This is a genomic window from uncultured Tenacibaculum sp., from assembly GCF_947502995.1.
In the GTDB taxonomy this organism is placed as follows: Bacteria; Bacteroidota; Bacteroidia; order Flavobacteriales; family Flavobacteriaceae; genus Polaribacter.
Genome location: NZ_CANNBW010000012.1, coordinates 146,738 through 165,721, shown reverse-complemented (window position 1 = coordinate 165,721; position 18,984 = coordinate 146,738). Strand labels below are relative to the sequence as shown.

Sequence of the window (18,984 nt, the reverse complement as noted above, 5' to 3'; positions counted from 1 at the left end):
CAAAAAACCAGAGAAGCTAGCTTCTCTGGTTTAAATAATACTTTTTAAAACTGTCAACCTATTTTAGGACGACTCAAACAAATTATTAATCATCATGATAAATTACCATGTTTTTACAACTGGTGTATTTAAACTTGTGTCTGTTAATGAACCACTACCATCTTCATTCCATTGGTATGTTATATCTCCACTAATTAAGGTTCCAGATTTATCTGTTTTATTATAAGTTAAAGTAGTTTTTCCTTCAAAAAGTAGCTCTATTATTAAATCTTTTTCTGTGATTTCCCAACTTAAAGATCCAATTGCATTTCCTTCATTTATTATAAAAATCCCTGCATTTTCATCTAATAATGTGTTTCCTTTTATAAATTCTAAAGAAAAATCACCTTTAGTAGCTTTATAACTGAAAACATATCTGTCAGATTCCTTCTCTATTTCGTAATTTACCTCTACAGTATCGCCAAAAAGATTATCTAACCAACTAAATGATTCTTTATTATTTGTAATATCTGAGGAAATTGTAGTCTTTGGCACTTCTAAAAAAGTTACAATCTGATCCGCAATTCTAACAAGATCATCAAAAGCAGTAACAGCTTCTTTCGATGTTTCATTAGTATTAACAACCATAGCATCTGGTAACGCTGTAAAATTCAAAGCATTATTTAAATTACCAACTACCGCCTCATGTAACGGTTTTACTTCCTCTAAAACTTCATCATCTTTACTACATGAAAACGATAATAAAATCAATAAAAACAAACTATAATTCAATATTTTCTTCATCTTAAATCAATTTTTTTTGTTCTGCAATAAAATTCACTTTAATCGTAGTATTTACTTCTGAAATACTGTTATCGTCTTTTATAATTTGCATTGTTATATCCTCCTGAAATTGTGCTTTTATTTTTCGTTTTTCGTAGGCTAAATCTTTTTGCCAAGATGAGACTTCCAACACTTCAGTAGTAGAACAACCTGTAAAATCTGCTCGTATTTCTTTGTAAGAAAAACTATTGTTTTCATCTCTAAAAAAAAGACTTCCGCAACCATTGGTAAATTCAATACTTTCTATTTTTCCAATACCTACAGATCCTTTTAAAGTTCTTCTGAAGTTATTTAAAATGAGATTATTTTCTGTTGTTATATTTTTAAATTCGAAACTTGAATTTCCATTAAATAGATCTCCATCAATGTTACTATCAAACTTATTTTCAATTTCTATGAATGTGTAAATTCCTTTGTGTGGTCCATCTGCAAACTCAATTGTAAGTTGAAGTTCTTCATTTATTTCCTGAACAACTTCTTCATTAATAGTTTGTTCATCTTTACTACATGAATAAAAATTAACAGCTAAAATTAGCGCTAATAAAAGATTACTTTTTTTCATTTCTTTGTGTTTTTTGATTGTACGTCTATTTATGTTTTTTCAGAAAAAAGGTTAACATTATTATTAAAAAGTCCCAGTATTATAAATACTGAGACCTAAAGCAGAACAAACATTTCTATCAAAAAAACTAATTATCTACTATTATTTTTTGGGAAATTGAAATCATTAAAGTTTAGACTGATTCGCTAAAAACTCTATAGTAACTTCTGTTATTATTGTTTCTTCTGAACCGTCGTCATTTGTTATTTTAAATTTTATTGAATCTGTGAATGTTCCTGTAACTTTTCTTCTCCTTTTAGAAGTTTACAAGATAAAACACAAGTTATTCCATTATCGAAAACTGATTTTGTACATACAAGACTTACACACAGCTTAGAAGTTTCTGTTGTTGGAAGAACATTAGGAAGAAGAGTTGGAAAAGAATTATTAGAACGACATCCTAACTTAAAAAAATTAGGATATACTTTTAACGATTTTGGAGCTATTGTAGCAGCTGCTTCTGTAATGCATGATATTGGTAATCCTCCTTTTGGCCATTCAGGGGAAAAAGCTATTGGAGAATATTTTAAAACAGGTAACGGAAAACAATACAAAGAGCGATTAACAGAAAAAGAATATCAAGATATTATTGATTTTGAAGGAAATGCTAATGGCTTAAAAATAGTTACTGAAGATAGAGCAGGAACTCCTGGTGGTTTACGTTTATCATATGCTACTTTAGGAGCCTTTATAAAATACCCAAAAGAAAGTCTTCCTAAAAAACCAACTAAAGAAATTTCTGATAAAAAATACGGTTTTTTTCAATCTGAAAAAGAAGCTTTTTTAGATTTAGTTGAAGATTTAGGAATGCTAAAAAAAGATAGAAATGAAATTGCTTTTCATCGTCATCCTTTAGCCTATTTAGTGGAAGCTGCTGATGATATTTGCTATACTATTATCGACTTTGAAGATGGAATTAACCTTGGTCTTATAGATGAAAGTTACGCTTTAGAATATATGTCCAAATTAGTATCTAACATTAATAGAGATAAGTATTATTCCTTAAAATATAAAAAAGATAGAACTGCATATTTAAGAGCTATTGCAATTAATACTCTAGTTGGTGAGGCTGTTTCTATATTCTTAGATAATGAAGAAGCTATTTTACAAGGTAAATTCAATAATGCATTATTAGACAAATGTAAGTTTGAAGCTCAAATACGTGACATTATAAATATTAGTGTAGAAAAGATCTATAAGAGTAAAGAAGTTATTGAGAAAGAAGTTTCAGGATATAAAATTATAGCAGATTTATTAGATGTTTTTGTCGTCGCTTTAAATAATAAATATGACGAAAAAAAATCTAATTACGATAAATTAGTACTGAATTTACTCCCTGAAGAATACCAAGAACCAAAAGAAAATTTATATGATAGAATTATGCAAATTTGTAGCTACATAGCTAGTATGTCTGATGGATATGCCATTCGTTTGTATAAAAAAGTGAATGGAAATTTATTTAATTAGTGTTAAAAAAACTAAAAAAACAACTAATTACTAGTAAATTAGCAAAAATTTAATATTTCTTTTAAATGAAACGAAAACTACTCTATTCAGCATCAGCTTTATTAATGTTTTCTGCTGGTAGCTTTTTATATTTTAATTCTAAAGAATCGACATTAAATAATGTTGAAAAACTAAGAAAAAGTCACGCGAAATTTCTTAAAGAACATCCTTATCAAAAGACTGGAAGTTTATCAAGACAAGAAAGAAAAGATGCAGGTTTGCCTCCAAATGCTTATTTCGAACAAAAATACTTAAGTGAAATTAATCCTTCTACAGGAAAAGTTCATAAAGAAAATGTATACAATTTACAAGAGAGATTAAATAGTATAAGGCAAAGAGTACCTGGAGATGCAGCTGATAATCCTTGGATAGAGAGAGGACCTAATAATGTGGGAGGAAGAACAAGAGCTATAATATTCGATCCGAACGATACGACTGATGAAACAGTTATTGCAGGTGGAGTTAGTGGAGGATTATGGAAGAATACAAATATTAGCAATCCTAATTCTCAATGGGTAAGAATGGATCTTCCGGAAAATTTATCTGTTTCTTCTATTGCTGTAGACCCTAATAATTCTAAAATCTTTTATGTTGGTACTGGGGAATCTTACGTTCAAGGTGATGTTAATGGGAATGGATTATGGAAATCTTCAGATGGAGGTAATACGTGGGGAAAAATTTTTGGCGGAATTACTGGTGACGCAGTTATTAATAATACTTCTGGAACCGCACTAGTTCCAGGTATAGCACATATAAACGATATAGCAATAAGAAATAATAACGGTAATTCAGAATTATACATTGCTGTAGCTGATGCGTCATACTCAAGCACTAACCCAACAACAACAATAATAGGAAGTGACAGCTTTGGTGTTTACAAATCTACAGATGGTAACAATTTTTCAAGATTGAATTTACCTAAAACACCTAGAGGAAATAATTATGAACCTAATAACATAAAGATTTCTATTGACAACTCAATTTTTGTAAGTACAATTAGCAGCGATACTTCTAGAGATGGAGGTGGAACAATTTTAAAATCTACAGATGGGACAAACTTTGATGTTATAAATACTATTCCGAATGGAGATAGAACAGAAATTACATTATCATCCTCAAATGCTAATACCGCATATGTTTTAGCTGAAATAAGAAGTTCTCGTACTCCTGTAAAAATATACAAAACGACTAATGGCTTCATTAATTTAAATGAGACAGCTTTACCAAATGCTGCTGATCCAGATATTGCTGCGAATGATTTTACTAGAGGGCAAGCTTTTTATGATTTATTAATAAAAGTTGACCCTAACAATGATAATGTTTTGTATGCTGGTGGAATTGATTTGTTTAAATCAATAGATGGTGGTAGTACTTGGAATCAAATATCTGAATGGGTAGGTAGGTTTAACATTCAATATGTTCATGCAGATCACCATGGTATTGCATTTGCATCATCTTTAAAAATGGTTTTTTCTAATGATGGTGGTGTTTATTATAGTGAAAATGCTGGTATTGATATCAATTCTAGAAATAATAACTATAATACACTTCAATTTTATACTCTTGGTGTTGCCCCAACTACATCATTACCCGGAGACAATTTTTTAGCTGGTGCACAAGATAATGGTACCTTAATATTTGAAAATGCAGGTAGTGGTATTACTGAATCAAGAGAAACAACAGGGGGTGATGGTGCTTCTAGCTTTTTTGATCAAGATGGAAATGACACTTATTACATTACAAATACTACTTTTAATAGCTTTATAAGTTTCTTTAGTACAATTGGACTTAGAAACCGAACCTTATCAATAAATGATGAAAATGTAAACAATGGAGACTTTATAAACCAACAGGATTTAGATTCTAATCTAGATATACTCTATAGTAATTATTCATCTAATAATAGTAGTAACAATTTGTACAAAATAAGAAAATACTCTGGTTTTAAGACTGGAACAGTATCTAAATCAGATCTATTAAATATAATCATGATGGATTCTGAACCTTCTTCATTAAAAGTTTCACCTTATACTACGTCTGCTACAAACTTATTTGCTGGTTTAAAAAACGGTAAACTTTTAAAAATTCAAAATGCTAATACTTCTAGCCCTACTTGGACAGATATTACAGGAAGTGAGTTTGTAGGTTCTATATCTGATATTGAATTTGGAGCTACTGAAAATGACATTTTCGTTACATTTCATAATTATGGTGTAAGAAACATCTGGTATACTAACGATGGTGGTACTACTTGGTTTGATAAAGAAGGGAATTTCCCAGATATTCCTGTTAAATCAATTTTACAAAACCCTTTGAATAGAGAAGAAGTGATTATCGGTACTGATTTAGGGGTTTGGAAAACATCTAACTTTAGTGCAACTTCTCCAAGTTGGACAAGATCTGACAATGGTATGAGTAACGTTCCTGTTCTTGATTTAGATTTAAGAGATGATAATGTTGTTTTTGCCGCAACTTATGGTAGAGGTGTATTCTCTGGGGCTTTTACCGCTGCAACTGCTTCTGTTGATGAAGTATTAAAAGGCGATAAAATCTTTACAGTTTATCCAACAGTATCTAACGGTGAATTTACTGTTTTCGCTAAAAGAGAAAATGGAGCAACAGATATTAATGTATTTAATTTATCAGGAAGTCAAGTTCTTGCTAAGAAAGTAGATTTTAACGATAACGAAAAACAATTAATTTCTACAAATTTAAGTAGTGGAGTATATTTAGTTCAAGTTATTAATTCTGAAAAGAAAATTTCTACAAGAAAAATTGTAATCAAATAGTTATAATTTAATATATAAATTCAAAAGAGCTACCTGTTTAGGTAGCTCTTTTTTTGAAACAAATTATTAATCATCATAATAAAAATTACCATGTTTTTACAACTGGTGTATTTAAACTTGTATCTGTTAATGAACCACTACCATCTTCATTCCATTGGTATGTTATATCTCCACTAATTAAGGTTCCAGATTTATCTGTTTTATTATAAGTTAAAGTAGTTTTTCCTTCAAAAAGTAGCTCTATTATTAAATCTTTTTCTGTGATTTCCCAACTTAAAGATCCAATTGCATTTCCTTCATTTATTATAAAAATCCCTGCATTTTCATCTAATAATGTGTTTCCTTTTATAAACTCTAAAGAAAAATCACCTTTAGTAGCTTTATAACTGAAAACATATCTGTCAGATTCCTTTTCTATTTCGTAATTTACCTCTACAGTATCGCCAAAAAGATTATCTAACCAACTAAATGATTCTTTATTATTTGTAATATCTGAGGAAATTGTAGTCTTTGGCACTTCTAAAAAAGTTACAATCTGATCCGCAATTCTAACAAGATCATCAAAAGCAGTAACAGCTTCTTTCGATGTTTCATTAGTATTAACAACCATAGCACCTGGTAACACTGTAAAATTCAAAGCATTATTTAAATTACCAACTACCGCCTCATGTAACGGTTTTACTTCCTCTAAAACTTCATCATCTTTACTACATGAAAACGATAATAAAATCAATAAAAACAAACTATAATTCAATATTTTCTTCATCTTAAATCAATTTTTTTTGTTCTGCAATAAAACTCACTTTAATCGTAGTATTTACTTCTGAAATACTGTTATCGTCTTTTATAATTTGCATTGTTATATCCTCCTGAAATTGTGCTTTTATTTTTCGTTTTTCGTAAGCTAAATCTTTTTGCCAAGATGAGACTTCTAACACTTCAGTAGTGGAACAACCTGTAAAATCTGCTCGTATTTCTTTGTAAGAAAAACTATTGTTTTCATCTCTAAAAAAAAGACTTCCGCAACCATTGGTAAATTCAATACTTTCTATTTTTCCAATATCTAGAGATCCTTTTAAAGTTCTTCTGAAGTTATTTAAAATGAGATTATTTTCTGTTGTTATATTTTTAAATTCGAAACTTGAATTTCCATTAAATAGATCTCCATCAATGTTACTATCAAACTTATTTTCAATTTCTTTGAATGTATAAGTTCCTTTGTGTGGTCCATCTGCAAACTCAATTGTAAGTTGAAGCTCTTCATTTATTTCCTGAACAACTTCTTCATTAATAGTTTCTTCATCTTTACTACATGAATAAAAATTAACAGCTAAAATTAGCGCTAATAAAAGATTTCTTTTTTTCATTTCTTTGTGTTTTTTGATTGTACGTCTATTAATGTTTTTTCAGAAAAAAGGTTAACATTATTATCAAAAAGTCCCAGTATTATGAATACTGAGACCTAAAGCAGAACAAACATTTCTATCAAAAAAACTAATTATCTACTATTATTTTTTGGAAAAAAACAGAAGTATTTGTTTTTATTTTAACCAGATAAATACCAGAATTCAATCCGTTTAAATTCAGAGAGAACTCTAAATTTTTAATTACTTTTTTCTTTAAAACCAATTGCCCTGTAATTGTATATATTTCAACGTTATCAATTGTTTCAATATTTTTAGGATAAATTTTTATTTCTTTTGAAGCAGGATTAGGAAATATTTTAATTTTTTTTGTTTTATTATTTTTTTCATCTTCAATAGATAGAACACTATTGTGTTTTATAAATAAATAAGCTTTTTTTTCTAAATTAATATTTAATCGGATGGTTTGGTTAACATTATCAAAAGCATGAGGAGTTACTTCTTGCCAAGCATTATTTTGAAAAATAAGAACAGAAATATCACTTGCACTTATTGAAGTATTTTGAAAATCATTTTTATGATATGATAATTCTACATCATATTCATTAATACTAGTAGAGGCTTCTATACTGTTTATGTTGTAAAACACATTTGCAATTCTTTGCTTATCTATTGAATTTGGTAAATTTACTATTTCATTTTTATAAATAGAGGAAATTGTGTCGAGCACCTGAATCTTTACTTTATTCACACTACTATTAATTGATTTAATTTCAGCTGTATACGGATTTCCATTATACTCTAATGAAGCTATTGTAGAACTTAATGAATTTCTATTAGCATTATTTGGTGTTATAATTTCTGCTCTTTTTTCAGCGTTTAGAGTATACAATTTTCCATCATTAGTTGTAAATACAAACCCTGAATTATAAGTATAAAAATTATTTAAATTCAAATCTATTCCTTCAGGAAAAGAAAATTCAATAGTGATTGGTAAATTTACTTTAGGATCGTATGATAGAAGCTGATATCTTGATGCTCCTGACATTGAATATCTAGCTAAGAAATATAGTTTATCGTTATTAATCTTTATGGTTCCAAAGTTATTAGCAAAAGCTGTTATAAAAGGAGGTAAATCCGCATAATCTGTTCCGCTAGCTTGACCATTTGTTTTGTATAAACGTATTGTCCCATTACTAGTTTTTGACAGGATAAATACCTCATTTTCAAATTGAATGAATTTAAAAGAGCTTGATGATTGTGTGGTAATTCCTAAATTTTCATCAGCCGGAGCAGAGTGAAAAGATCCACCAAAACTTCCTGTTTTATAATACAAAATTTGAGAATCAATTTTTCCTAAAATTTGTGATGAAAATTCTGTATTAGAATATGCTTTATAACCAAGTGAACCATCATCTCCATTATATATTGCCGTTTCAGTACTACCAAAATCGATATCTCCATTACTATAACAAATTGCAGTAGGATAATTACGGTCAACAGGTCCAGGAACAACATTAGTATAAAAGCCATCTCTACCAGTAAAATAAATACGATCATCTAATAAAAAATTATTAGGACTCACTCCTTTAAAAGCTGTTGGTTTACTTACCTTATTTTGTGTTACTCTTATATTAGTTAAGGCATCCACCTTATATATATCTTTCTCTCCCAAATAATTAGCAACAAAAAATACTTTTCCATCCCAACTAAAAAAATTAGTAGGTTTTGAGTTAAATAACTCAGCATCTAACTTATATTCTCTAGACTCCGAAGTAGTAGAATTTGCAATAAAATGACGTAAAAGCAATTTATTCTTTCCTCCTTCAAAAATTGTATCGATACTAATAACACCATCATTTGCAACTAATTGTATGTTTTTATTCCCGCCTGGTTTTTCTTTTGTAAATCTGTTTTCAGGAATTAATAAAGTTCTTAAATCATTTAGTTTAGCTACATAAGTATCTTGTCCTGTTTGAAAAATTTTAGCATAAATATCCTTTCCTGCTGAAAAATTCCCCTCTTTATATAAAGCATAATTAGCATTAGATATAGTTTCTTGAAATAAAGCTATTTTATTTGTACCAGGAGTTAAATCTACACGAGTTTGTTTATCTCCAATGCTTAAATAAATACCAGAAGTTCCAGTTGTACTGTTGTCTATAAACGTATATAAAATATCATTATCATATATGGCTACAGATTGTACAAAACCTGAACCACTTCCTGATGGTTCATCTAATATTTTTAATTGACCATAAACACAAGAATAACTAAATACAATTAAAATTATAATAAATACATATGTTTTCATAAGTTCTTATTTTAAAATTTAGATTGATTCGCTAAAAACTCTATAGTAACTTCTGTTATTATTGTTTCTTCTGAACCGTCGTCGTTAATTATTTTAAATTTTATTGAATCTGTGAATGTTCCTGTAACTTTTCTTCTAAATTTTACAACACCTTTTTTCCATGGAGTAACTTTGGTAATTTTAGTCTTCGTACAACCAGTAAAATCTCCATCAATTCTTTTATACTTCTGATTATTCTTAAGATCTATAAAGTTTAAATGACCACATCCTGAAGTATATTTTTTAGTAGTCTGATCCCCTACTTTGGCTTCTCCTAAAAAACTTCTTGAAAAATTATGAATCTGAATTCCTTTTTCAGAAATAATTTTATTGGCACTTATTTGACTTACCTTATCGTGAAACCCGAGATTAATTTGACTCAAGTAATCTCCTTTTGCAGGTTTAAAAATATGTGTCCCTTTAAACGGTCCGTTCTTAAAACTAATTTTGATGTATGGTTTTGAATTTTTTGTAATCTTAAATTCCTCTTTATGATTAAGCTCTGTGAATTCCTTTCTTTCTTCTTTAGGATAAATCATAAGTAACATAACTCCTAAAACATATAAAACGGCTTTCATAATTAAAACATTGATTTATAGTCAGCAGTATTTATCTCCTGCTTCTTGTCTTTTTCTATTTTTATGACTTGAACTAAACCTTTTTCACCTGATTTAGATTCGTAATTTAATTCTAGCACAAAACCTTTAATATTAGTATTGTTTGTCATTCCTAATAAAGGTGCATAGTTAGATTTTATAGGAAACCTTGATGTTACCCAAATTGAAGCAGAACCTTCTTCGTTTTTATATTGGTATTCTTCACAATTGTATCCTAAAATAGTTTTCGTATTTCCAGTTTTAATCAATCCTTCTTCTCCTTGAGGCATTCTATCAGAATTATCAAATTCTATAGATTCGCTTTCTTTTTTAATCTTCATACCGTCCGCATTGATCAAAGAAATGATTTTAGATGGTGTAATTACATTATAAATCTGATTGGTACCATCTACATTCATTTCCATACAAATCACATCTTCCCTCCTATTAAAAAGAAGATTAAAAACTGTTTTATCATTTTTCTCATTAGAAACTTCTACAGTAACGCTTCCTTTAAAGGAATACTTTGTGTTTGCTGATGTTGTTTTTTTCTTTTTATTCTTATTTTTTAAAGCTCCGTCTATCGTTTCATCAGCTTTCTTATCAATTTTATTCATAGCTTTATTTTCAACTTTATCTTGAAGTCTTTTGCTTACTTTTTTCCAAAATTGAGCTTGTACATTCATTGGTGCATAAAGCAAACACGCTACAATACATACTGTTTTAATTAGTTTATTTGTTTTCATAATAGTATCTGTTTTATAGCTTAATGTTTACTTTTAAAAAAGGTTAACATTACTATTGAAAAAAGTTTTTGAGATTTTTGTTTACTTTTAGAAAAAAATGACACTAAATGAATGATAGTGAGAAACTCCAGCGAATAAAAAAAGGAGACACTAAAATATTAAGGGAGATTTATATAGCGTATAGAGAACCTTTTTTAGTGTTTGGTAAAAAGTTTAGTTCTTCTGATGAAGACATCTTAGATGTATATCAAGATGCTATTATTGCTTTTAGAGAACAAGTACTAAAAGGAAAAACAGACGATTTAAATTGTTCGTTGAAAACATATTTGTTTGGTATAGGAAAATATATGATTTTCGATAAAAACAGAAAACAAAACAAAGAAATAAGCATTGTAAATCATGATATAAAAGATGATTATGATACAGTTGAAGTTCCTAGTTTTTCTGATACAATTAACCTACAACAAAGACAAATTCAAAAAGCATTACTTCAATTAGGAAAGAAATGTAAAGAGATTCTTACACTATTTTATTATAATAATTTAACTATAGAAGAGATTAAAGACTATTTGAAATACGACAATAAAAACGTAGTTAAGAGTCAAAAATCAAGATGTTTAAAACAATTAAAATCTAAGATCAATGGATAAACTTTCACTTATAGAAAAATATTTTGAAGATACTTTGTCTCCGAAGGAACGTGAAGAGTTTGATTCATTAATCAATACGGATTCAGAGTTTAAAAAGGATTTTGAATTTCAAACGAATCTACAACAAGCTATTCAACAAAATAAAAGAGAAGAATTAAAGAAAGAACTTCAAGATTTAGAGTTTAACATTACAAATAAAGTACAGAAAAAATCTGCATTCCCATTATTAAAGGTTGCAGCATCCATAGTTTTAATTTTTTCACTGGGAGCTTATTTCTTACTGAATAATAATGCTACTTCTTCAGAAGATTTATTTCAAGAATATTACAGTCCGTATGAAAATGTAGTGCAACCTATCGTAAGAGGAGAATCGTCTGAAACTTTAGAGTTCAAAGCCTTTTTAAGCTATGAAAAGCAAGAATACAAAGAAGCTTTAGCTTTATTTGAATCTGCGTATAATAACACTCAAAAACCACATTTACTTTTATACAAAGCAAATTGTTTACTGTCTTTACAACAACCCGAACAAGCAATTAACGCTTTAAATGAATATCTTACTAAAGAAGAAATATTTAAAGATAAAGCAAATTGGTATTTAGGTTTAAGTTACTTACAACTAAACAATAAAGAACAAGCTAAAAAGTATTTTAAAAATGTTCGAGAATTAAGTAAATACAAAAACAAAGAAATAGAAGAGCTACTTAATAAATTATAAATTTATTTACGCTCTTCTGCAAATTTCTCTAATGCAGAGTACCAGTTTTCTCCAAACTTTCTAATTAAAGCTTCTTTTACAAACTTGTATACAGGAACGCCTAACTCTTCTCCTAAAGAACAAGCATCATCACAAATTTCCCATTTGTGGTAATTCACAGCAGAGAATTCGGCATAATCTTTTACTCGTACAGGATATAAATGACAAGAAACTGGTTTTTTCCAATCCACTAATCCTTTGTTGTAAGCTTCTTCTATAGCACACAAAGCTGTATTTTTTTCATCGAAAATTACATAAGCACACTCTGCATGATTTACTAGTGGTGTTTCTAATTCTCCAAAATCACTTGTCACCCAAGTTCCTTGAGATTCTATAGCTTCTACACCTTCTTTGCGAAGAAATGGCTTTACTTTCGGATAAATTTCTTCTAAAATCTTTGTTTCTTCCTTGTCTAATGGAGCTCCTGCTTCTCCTTCAACACAACAAATACCTTTGCATGCAGATAAGTTACATACAAACTCCTTTTCTATAATGTCTTCTGAGACTATTGTTTTTCCTAACTGAAACATGGCGCAAAAATAAACTTATTTTTACTACATTTAATTCCATTAATACATACTTTTGCCGCTTGTTTTAAAAAAAGTATAACTAAAAACATCAGTTATGGATTTTAATTTAAATGAAATTTTCACTGCATTCATGGTATTATTTGCCGTGATTGATATTGTAGGTAACATTCCTATTATTATCGATTTACGAAAAAAAGTTGGTCATATTCAATCTGAAAAAGCATCGATTATTGCCGGGTTAATTATGATTTTATTCTTATTCGTAGGACAACGATTATTAGGTTTTATTGGAATTGATGTAAATTCTTTTGCTGTTGCAGGTTCGTTTATCTTATTCTTTATTGCTTTAGAAATGATTCTTGGTATCACTTTATATAAAGATGAAGAAGATCAAGCGCTTAATGCTACAGTATTTCCTTTAGCCTTTCCTTTAATTGCCGGACCAGGTAGTTTAACAACTTTATTATCGCTTAGAGCAGAATTTCAACTAATGAATATTATCATAGCTGTTTTATTAAATGTAATAGTTATTTATTTAGTATTAAAAACTTCTGCAAGAATCGAACGCATTATTGGTAAAAACGGTATTGCAATCATTAGAAAAATATTCGGAGTAATATTATTAGCAATTGCTGTAAAACTTTTTGCTGCAAACATTAAAATGTTACTAGCTTAATATGAAGTTTGATGTTTTAATTATTGGTGGTGGTGTTGCTGGTATGCAATGTGCCTTAGTTTTAGGTTCTGCAAAAGAGAAATGGTTTGCCAAAGACAAAAACATTGGAATTATTATGCACCAAAGAAGTTCACATTTACAAAACGCTTTATTTAATAACGTTTTAGGGTTAAATCCTGGCGCTTTAGGTAAAGACATTTTAGAGATGGGAAAAAACCAAATGAATGAACTTTATCCGCATATTAATCAGATTCATAGTGAAAAAGTAGAGGCTGTTCTTGACAATCAAGATGTTTATAAAGTAATAACTAATAAAGAGACATACTTTACAAAAAATGTTGTTGTTGCTTTAAATTATGCTAAACCTTTTTCGATAGCTGGATTAGAACAATATGTTGAAAAACATTCTCGTGCTAATCCAATGAAAGATCGAATTCAATTACGAAATTTTAATCATCTTATAAAAGATGGATTATATGTTTGCGGTACAATCGCAGGCTGGAGAAGTCAATATGCTATAGCAGCTGGTAGCGGTGCTTCAGTTGCTACAGACATTCTTACGTTATGGAATGATAATATTTCAACTAAAGTTCATGACAAAATAAAGGCTGAATAGTAATCTATTCAGCCTTTAAATAATATTTGGAATTAGTACCGTATACATTCCCCCGAACAAATTACAAACCAATTCCATTCAAATATAAATTTACCTATATCTATTTCACTTCTTTAGTTCCTTAGTGTATTAAAATAGAGTACAAGCGCATTTTTTTTTAGTTTTTGGTGTTTGACTAGAAAATAATAGTGTTCATCGAAAAAAGTTTCAATTCTTTTTACTTTGAGGTTCTTTTGACTCAAATAATTTAAATTTGAGTATTATGAAAACGAAACACATAATTTTAGTTTTAAGTTTAATAGTTTTTAATTCTTGTATTGTAAAATCTTTAAATCCTTTTTATACAAAAGACACTGTAAAACATATTGAAAGTTTAATTGGAGAATGGAAAGATAATAGCAATAATAGTTGGACAATTATTTCTACTAAAGCAGAATTCTCTAAACCTGAAAATAATGAGGGGAAAATTTCTAAGGAAGAAAAAATACTAAGAGAACAGTTTAAAAACTCTTACTTTGTTGAATACAAGAAAAAGAAAGAGACTTCTACTTTTATCGCAACACCTTTTAAAATTGGAAATCAATATTTTTTAGACTTTATTCCTTTTAATTCTGATAATGTTGATTTAAGTTCTTTAATGAAATACCATATTATTTATACACATTCGCTTGTAAAACTAGATATGTTAAACGATGGAACTGTTAGTATAAAATGGTTTGATGAAAAAAGATTAGAAAAATTATTCACAGAAAAGAAGATAAAAATCAAACACAAAAAAGTTGGTGTAATGAAAGATGATATTTTATTAACTGCAACTTCTGAAGAATTACAACAGTTTTTAAAGAAATATATGGTTTCTGAATCTGCTGAAAAATGGGAAACTGAAACAAAATTTACTTTAACAAAGAGTTAATGAAGATTCATAAAAAATATAATATTTGGAACAGACATAATATAGCTACATTCAACGTTATATTGTGGCTGTTCTTTTTTGTCATTTTACTATTTATCTTTTCTGATTATCCTATACAAAAGATTGATATTATTTACACTGTAAGCTATCTAATTACCTTAGTTCCTCCAGTTACTTTAGGGTTATATTATTTTATTCCAAAACTCTTAAAAAAGGAAAAAAATGTACTCTTTGTAATTTGTGTACTTACAACTACCCTATTTTTTTCCATCTTAAATATTTCATTTCACAATATTTTAATTGATTTCTTGTTTCCAGATTACTTCTTTATTTCTTACTTAAAAAACTCACAAACAGTATTATTGTTTATAACTGCTGTTTTCTTAGCCGTTTTTGTTAAGCTTGCAGAAGATTGGATTTATTTTAATCAAAAGGAAAAAGCGGCTTTACAGTTAGAACTTTCAGTTTTAAAAAATCAAATTAATCCTCATTTTTTATTTAACGCCTTAAATGTATTATACTCTTTATCAATAAATAAAAAAGAAGAAACAACGCAAGCTATCTTACAATTATCAGATATTTTAAGATACGGTATTTACGAAACAGAAAATGAAAAAATTCCTTTGAGTAAAGAAATTGAACTTATTAAAAATTACATCGATTTTGAAAAAAACAGAAGTGTACTCAATGCTAAAATTAATTTTGAACACACTATAAAAAAAGATCAAAAAATACCTCCAATGCTTTTGTTTCCTTTAATTGAAAACGCTTTTAAACATGGAATTAAAAGCGGTGTGAAAAATCCTTTTGTACACATTAAATTAATAGAAGAAAATAATAATTTATCATTTAACATTTCTAATAATTTTTTATTTAATAAAAATAAAACTCCATACTCTGGTATAGGAATACAAAATGTTAAACAACATTTAGAAATTTTATTCCCAAACCAACATCATCTAGAAATTACTTCTAAAAATGAGAAGTATTCTGTTTCATTAACAATAGAATTATGATCAAAAAAATAAACTGCATTATTATAGATGATGAACCTTCGTCTCAAAATGTATTAGAACAATTTGTGAAAAAAGTTGATTTTTTAGAATTAAAAGCTGTCTGCAATCATGCTCAAGAAGCACAAAAAGTAATAGAAGATGAAAAAATAGACTTATTATTTTTAGACATTAACATGCCTATCATCTCTGGGTTAGACTTTTACAAGTCATTAGTCAATCCGCCTTTAGTTATTTTCACAACTGCATATGCAGAATACGCTGTAGAAGGTTTTGATGTAAATGCAACCGATTATTTATTGAAGCCTTTTTCGTTTGAACGTTTTCAGAAAGCTGTAATTAAAGCTAAAGATATTTTAAAGCAAGATGAAGACAAACTTATTCTTAAAGCAGATAAAAGATTACATATTATAAAATTTGAAGACATCTTATTTGTTCAATCGTTAGGAGATTACGTTAAAGTACATACCACAAACAACACATTAACAACTTATAGTAAATTGAGTACTATGATAGAGAAATTACCTTCTAACAATTTTATTCAAGTTCATAAATCATTTGCTATAAATATTCAAAAAGTAAATTTTATAGAAGGAAACCATTTACTAATTTCTGAACATAAAGTTCCAATTGGACAAAAACATAAACCAAATTTAATCAAACACCTAAACAACTATTAGGCTGTTTTTTAGTACATTACGGAAAATCACATTTTTTTTTGCGGATATCCCCTTTTTAAAACTAAAAAGCCACCTTACTTTTGTAGTGTAATTGTTTATTACATAAAATATTAGGGATTATTTTAAATTAACAATATGGGAAAATTATTACTTTTTAAACTTAACAAAATAGGCAAATCATTTGCTGAAACTTTAATCGAATGTGCTAAAGGAGCAAGTTACGCTTTACAACACTAGAAATATAGTACCCCCCGAATACTTATAAACTATATCAAGAGCCACCTTTTTAAGGTGGTTTTTTTATTTAATCTCTTAAGGAAAAAAACCTTTTATAAATACGGAAAATTACATTTTATCTTGCGGTTTTCCACTTGTTAAAACCTTATTACCAATACTATATTTGCAATGTAATTGTTTATTACATAAAACATTAGGGATTATTTAAAATTAACAACATGGGAAAATTATTACTTTTTAAACTTAACAAAATAGCTAAATCATTTACTGAAGCTTTAATCGAATGTGCTAAAGGAGCAAGTTACGCTTTACAACACTAGAAATATAGTACCCCCCGAATACTTATAAACTATGTTAAGAGCCACCTTTTTTAAGGTGGTTTTTTGTGCGCTAAATCTTCAAGAAAAAAACCTTTTATAAATACGGAAAATTGCACTTAATCTTGCGGTTTTCCACTTGTTAAAGCCTTGTTATTGCTGGTATATTTGCAGTGTTATTCTTTAATAACAAGTTTAGGGATTATTTTAAAATTAACAACATGGGGAAAGTTTTAATCATAAAAGCTAGAAGGGGTTTAAGACGTTTTCTATTAGCTTTAAAAGAGTGTGGTAAAGCAGCTAGTTACGCTTTACAACACTAAAACCGAACTTAATGTAAAAGCTATCGGTTATTATTCGATAGCTTTTCTAACTTTTTTCATAAAACCGTAGGGTGTTTAAATTCTGAGTTGTATTACTATCAGATAACGAACATTAAACGGGAAAACAAAATGAAACAATTTGAAGGGTTATTTGGGAGATTAACTAATATTTTAAAAGAGATTACTAAAACTCTAAGCAAACTGGGAGAAGGGGCCAGTTATGCAATTCAACATTAGTTAAAAAAAGAAAGCTACCGTGGGGATTCGGTAGCTTTTTTTTATTTAAAAGCATTTAAACCTGTAATATCTAATCCAGTAATTAATAAATGAACATCATGTGTTCCTTCATAAGTAATTACACTTTCTAAATTCATTGAATGCCTCATAATAGAATATTCACCGGAAATTCCCATTGCACCTAAAACTTGTCTAGCTTCTCTTGCAATATTAATTGCCATATCTACATTATTACGTTTAGCCATTGAAATTTGTGCCGAAGTTGCTTTTCCTTCATTTTTCAAAACACCTAATCGCCAAGCCATTAATTGTGCCTTTGTTATTTCTGTAATCATCTCAGCCAACTTTTTTTGTTGTAACTGAAATTGCCCAATTGGTTTTCCGAACTGAGTTCTTTCTTTTGAATACCTTAAAGCCGTATCATAACAATCCATAGCTGCACCAATTGCTCCCCAAGCAATACCATAACGCGCATGATCTAAACATTTTAAAGGAGCTCCTAATCCAGATTTATTAGGTAATATATTTTCTTTTGGCACTTTTACATTATTAAAAATAAGTTCACCTGTAATTGATGCTCTTAACGACCACTTATTTTTAGTTTCTGGAGTTGTAAAACCTTCCATACCACGCTCTACAATTAAACCATGAACTCTACCTTCTTCATTTTTAGCCCAAACTACAGCCACATCACAAATAGGAGAATTAGAAATCCACATTTTTGCTCCATTCAACAAATAATGATCTCCCATATCTTTAAACTTCGTTTCCATTCCACCAGGATTAGATCCATGATTAGGTTCTGTTAAGCCAAAACTTCCAATCCATTCACCAGATGCTAATTTTGGTAAATATTTTTTTCGTTGTGCTTCTGAACCATAATTATAAATTGGTCCCATTACCAAAGATGTTTGAACTGAAGCTGTAGAACGAATACCACTATCTCCTCTTTCTAACTCTTGCATAATTAAACCGTACGAGATTTGATCTAATCCTGCTCCTCCATATTCAGAAGGAATATATGAACCAAAAGCACCTACTTCTGCTAATCCAGTTACTAATTGTTTTGGAAATTCTGATTTTTGAGCATATTCTTCAATAATTGGAGATAACTCTTTTTTTACCCAACTACGAGTAGTATTTCTAACTAACTTATGTTCATCAGATAATAAATCGTCAACTAGGTAATAATCTGGTGCTTGAAAAAGATCGGGTTTCATATTCGTTTACTTTATTCAAAAATAGCTAAAAAAACAGATAT

At 28.7% G+C, this 18,984-nt stretch carries 17 protein-coding genes and 1 pseudogene; 9 read left to right on the top strand and 9 right to left on the bottom strand.

Annotated features, from left to right (window positions below):
- Positions 1-102 precede the first annotated feature (102 nt).
- Both Q1A46_RS11745 and Q1A46_RS11740 read right to left on the bottom strand, forming a co-directional pair.
- The gene (locus tag Q1A46_RS11745) at positions 103-783 is read right to left on the bottom strand and encodes a hypothetical protein (RefSeq protein ID WP_299678565.1); all 681 of its coding nucleotides are present in this window, start codon (positions 781-783) and stop codon (positions 103-105) included.
- A gap of 1 nt (position 784) precedes the next feature.
- Positions 785-1,384: a hypothetical protein gene (locus tag Q1A46_RS11740; protein ID WP_299678562.1), complete on the bottom strand. Its 600-nt coding sequence runs from the start codon at positions 1,382-1,384 to the stop codon at positions 785-787.
- Between the two features lie 282 nt (positions 1,385-1,666).
- On the opposite strand from Q1A46_RS11740, the pseudogene dgt reads away from it, so the two are divergent.
- Together dgt and Q1A46_RS11730 are read left to right on the top strand one after the other, a co-directional pair.
- Positions 1,667-2,890, top strand: a pseudogene (gene dgt / locus Q1A46_RS11735) (dGTP triphosphohydrolase); the annotation flags it as partial.
- A gap of 65 nt (positions 2,891-2,955) precedes the next feature.
- Positions 2,956-5,718: a T9SS type A sorting domain-containing protein gene (locus Q1A46_RS11730; protein ID WP_299678559.1), complete on the top strand. Its 2,763-nt coding sequence runs from the start codon at positions 2,956-2,958 to the stop codon at positions 5,716-5,718.
- Positions 5,719-5,803: 85 nt separating this feature from the next.
- Here the strand turns inward: Q1A46_RS11730 and Q1A46_RS11725 are convergent, their stop codons facing one another.
- From Q1A46_RS11725 to Q1A46_RS11705, 5 genes are all read right to left on the bottom strand, one after another.
- The gene (locus tag Q1A46_RS11725) at positions 5,804-6,484 is read right to left on the bottom strand and encodes a hypothetical protein (RefSeq protein ID WP_299678556.1); all 681 of its coding nucleotides are present in this window, start codon (positions 6,482-6,484) and stop codon (positions 5,804-5,806) included.
- Position 6,485: 1 nt separating this feature from the next.
- The gene (locus tag Q1A46_RS11720; protein WP_299678553.1) at positions 6,486-7,085 is read right to left on the bottom strand and encodes a hypothetical protein; all 600 of its coding nucleotides are present in this window, start codon (positions 7,083-7,085) and stop codon (positions 6,486-6,488) included.
- Positions 7,086-7,212: 127 nt separating this feature from the next.
- Entirely contained in the window at positions 7,213-9,396 is a 2,184-nt protein-coding gene (locus Q1A46_RS11715; RefSeq protein ID WP_299678550.1) for a T9SS type A sorting domain-containing protein, read from the bottom strand.
- Positions 9,397-9,407: 11 nt separating this feature from the next.
- Positions 9,408-10,013, bottom strand: a complete 606-nt coding sequence (locus Q1A46_RS11710; RefSeq protein ID WP_299678547.1) for a hypothetical protein — start codon at positions 10,011-10,013, stop codon at positions 9,408-9,410.
- Between the two features lie 2 nt (positions 10,014-10,015).
- Complete coding sequence (locus Q1A46_RS11705) at positions 10,016-10,777, bottom strand: DUF4412 domain-containing protein (protein ID WP_299678544.1); 762 nt, start codon at positions 10,775-10,777, stop codon at positions 10,016-10,018.
- Positions 10,778-10,884: 107 nt separating this feature from the next.
- Here Q1A46_RS11705 and Q1A46_RS11700 point away from each other — a divergent pair, with 107 nt between their 5' ends.
- Positions 10,885-11,427 carry an RNA polymerase sigma factor gene (locus Q1A46_RS11700; protein WP_299678541.1) on the top strand — a complete coding sequence of 181 codons (543 nt, stop codon included), beginning with the start codon at positions 10,885-10,887 and terminating at the stop codon, positions 11,425-11,427.
- A complete protein-coding gene (locus tag Q1A46_RS11695) occupies positions 11,420-12,142 on the top strand; it encodes a tol-pal system YbgF family protein (RefSeq protein WP_299678538.1) in 723 nt (240 codons plus the stop codon). Before Q1A46_RS11700 ends, Q1A46_RS11695 begins: the two co-directional genes overlap by 8 nt.
- A 2-nt stretch (positions 12,143-12,144) precedes the next feature.
- Here Q1A46_RS11695 and Q1A46_RS11690 read toward each other — a convergent pair whose 3' ends face one another.
- Positions 12,145-12,711, bottom strand: coding sequence for a DUF3109 family protein (locus Q1A46_RS11690; RefSeq protein ID WP_095074870.1), 567 nt, complete (start codon positions 12,709-12,711; stop codon positions 12,145-12,147).
- A 94-nt stretch (positions 12,712-12,805) separates the two neighbouring features.
- Here Q1A46_RS11690 and Q1A46_RS11685 point away from each other — a divergent pair, with 94 nt between their 5' ends.
- The 5 genes from Q1A46_RS11685 (at position 12,806) to Q1A46_RS11665 (ending at position 16,609) form a co-directional block, all read left to right on the top strand.
- Complete coding sequence (locus Q1A46_RS11685) at positions 12,806-13,387, top strand: MarC family protein (protein WP_095074871.1); 582 nt, start codon at positions 12,806-12,808, stop codon at positions 13,385-13,387.
- A 1-nt stretch (position 13,388) separates the two neighbouring features.
- Positions 13,389-14,003, top strand: coding sequence for an FAD-dependent oxidoreductase (locus Q1A46_RS11680; RefSeq protein WP_299678531.1), 615 nt, complete (start codon positions 13,389-13,391; stop codon positions 14,001-14,003).
- Positions 14,004-14,265: 262 nt separating this feature from the next.
- The gene (locus Q1A46_RS11675; RefSeq protein ID WP_299678528.1) at positions 14,266-14,916 is read left to right on the top strand and encodes a hypothetical protein; all 651 of its coding nucleotides are present in this window, start codon (positions 14,266-14,268) and stop codon (positions 14,914-14,916) included.
- Positions 14,916-15,932, top strand: coding sequence for a sensor histidine kinase (locus tag Q1A46_RS11670; RefSeq protein ID WP_299678526.1), 1,017 nt, complete (start codon positions 14,916-14,918; stop codon positions 15,930-15,932). The genes Q1A46_RS11675 and Q1A46_RS11670 overlap by 1 nt, the downstream gene beginning before the upstream one ends.
- On the top strand, positions 15,929-16,609 hold the full coding sequence (locus Q1A46_RS11665) for a LytTR family DNA-binding domain-containing protein (protein WP_299678523.1): 681 nt from the start codon (positions 15,929-15,931) through the stop codon (positions 16,607-16,609). Before Q1A46_RS11670 ends, Q1A46_RS11665 begins: the two co-directional genes overlap by 4 nt.
- A gap of 1,155 nt (positions 16,610-17,764) precedes the next feature.
- On the opposite strand, the gene Q1A46_RS11660 is transcribed toward Q1A46_RS11665, so the two are convergent.
- Positions 17,765-18,943: an acyl-CoA dehydrogenase family protein gene (locus Q1A46_RS11660; protein ID WP_299678520.1), complete on the bottom strand. Its 1,179-nt coding sequence runs from the start codon at positions 18,941-18,943 to the stop codon at positions 17,765-17,767.
- Positions 18,944-18,984: the final 41 nt, after the last annotated feature.

Excerpts from the sequence above, each read along its gene's own strand:
- Q1A46_RS11745 (WP_299678565.1), bottom strand. The coding sequence starts at position 783 with ATGAAGAAAATATTGAATTATAGTTTGTTTTTATTGATTTTATTATCG.
- Q1A46_RS11740 (WP_299678562.1), bottom strand. The coding sequence starts at position 1,384 with ATGAAAAAAAGTAATCTTTTATTAGCGCTAATTTTAGCTGTTAATTTT.
- Q1A46_RS11730 (WP_299678559.1), top strand. The coding sequence starts at position 2,956 with ATGAAACGAAAACTACTCTATTCAGCATCAGCTTTATTAATGTTTTCT.
- Q1A46_RS11725 (WP_299678556.1), bottom strand. The coding sequence starts at position 6,484 with ATGAAGAAAATATTGAATTATAGTTTGTTTTTATTGATTTTATTATCG.
- Q1A46_RS11720 (WP_299678553.1), bottom strand. The coding sequence starts at position 7,085 with ATGAAAAAAAGAAATCTTTTATTAGCGCTAATTTTAGCTGTTAATTTT.
- Q1A46_RS11715 (WP_299678550.1), bottom strand. The coding sequence starts at position 9,396 with ATGAAAACATATGTATTTATTATAATTTTAATTGTATTTAGTTATTCT.
- Q1A46_RS11710 (WP_299678547.1), bottom strand. The coding sequence starts at position 10,013 with ATGAAAGCCGTTTTATATGTTTTAGGAGTTATGTTACTTATGATTTAT.
- Q1A46_RS11705 (WP_299678544.1), bottom strand. The coding sequence starts at position 10,777 with ATGAAAACAAATAAACTAATTAAAACAGTATGTATTGTAGCGTGTTTG.
- Q1A46_RS11700 (WP_299678541.1), top strand. The coding sequence starts at position 10,885 with ATGAATGATAGTGAGAAACTCCAGCGAATAAAAAAAGGAGACACTAAA.
- Q1A46_RS11695 (WP_299678538.1), top strand. The coding sequence starts at position 11,420 with ATGGATAAACTTTCACTTATAGAAAAATATTTTGAAGATACTTTGTCT.
- Q1A46_RS11690 (WP_095074870.1), bottom strand. The coding sequence starts at position 12,711 with ATGTTTCAGTTAGGAAAAACAATAGTCTCAGAAGACATTATAGAAAAG.
- Q1A46_RS11685 (WP_095074871.1), top strand. The coding sequence starts at position 12,806 with ATGGATTTTAATTTAAATGAAATTTTCACTGCATTCATGGTATTATTT.
- Q1A46_RS11680 (WP_299678531.1), top strand. The coding sequence starts at position 13,389 with ATGAAGTTTGATGTTTTAATTATTGGTGGTGGTGTTGCTGGTATGCAA.
- Q1A46_RS11675 (WP_299678528.1), top strand. The coding sequence starts at position 14,266 with ATGAAAACGAAACACATAATTTTAGTTTTAAGTTTAATAGTTTTTAAT.
- Q1A46_RS11670 (WP_299678526.1), top strand. The coding sequence starts at position 14,916 with ATGAAGATTCATAAAAAATATAATATTTGGAACAGACATAATATAGCT.
- Q1A46_RS11665 (WP_299678523.1), top strand. The coding sequence starts at position 15,929 with ATGATCAAAAAAATAAACTGCATTATTATAGATGATGAACCTTCGTCT.
- Q1A46_RS11660 (WP_299678520.1), bottom strand. The coding sequence starts at position 18,943 with ATGAAACCCGATCTTTTTCAAGCACCAGATTATTACCTAGTTGACGAT.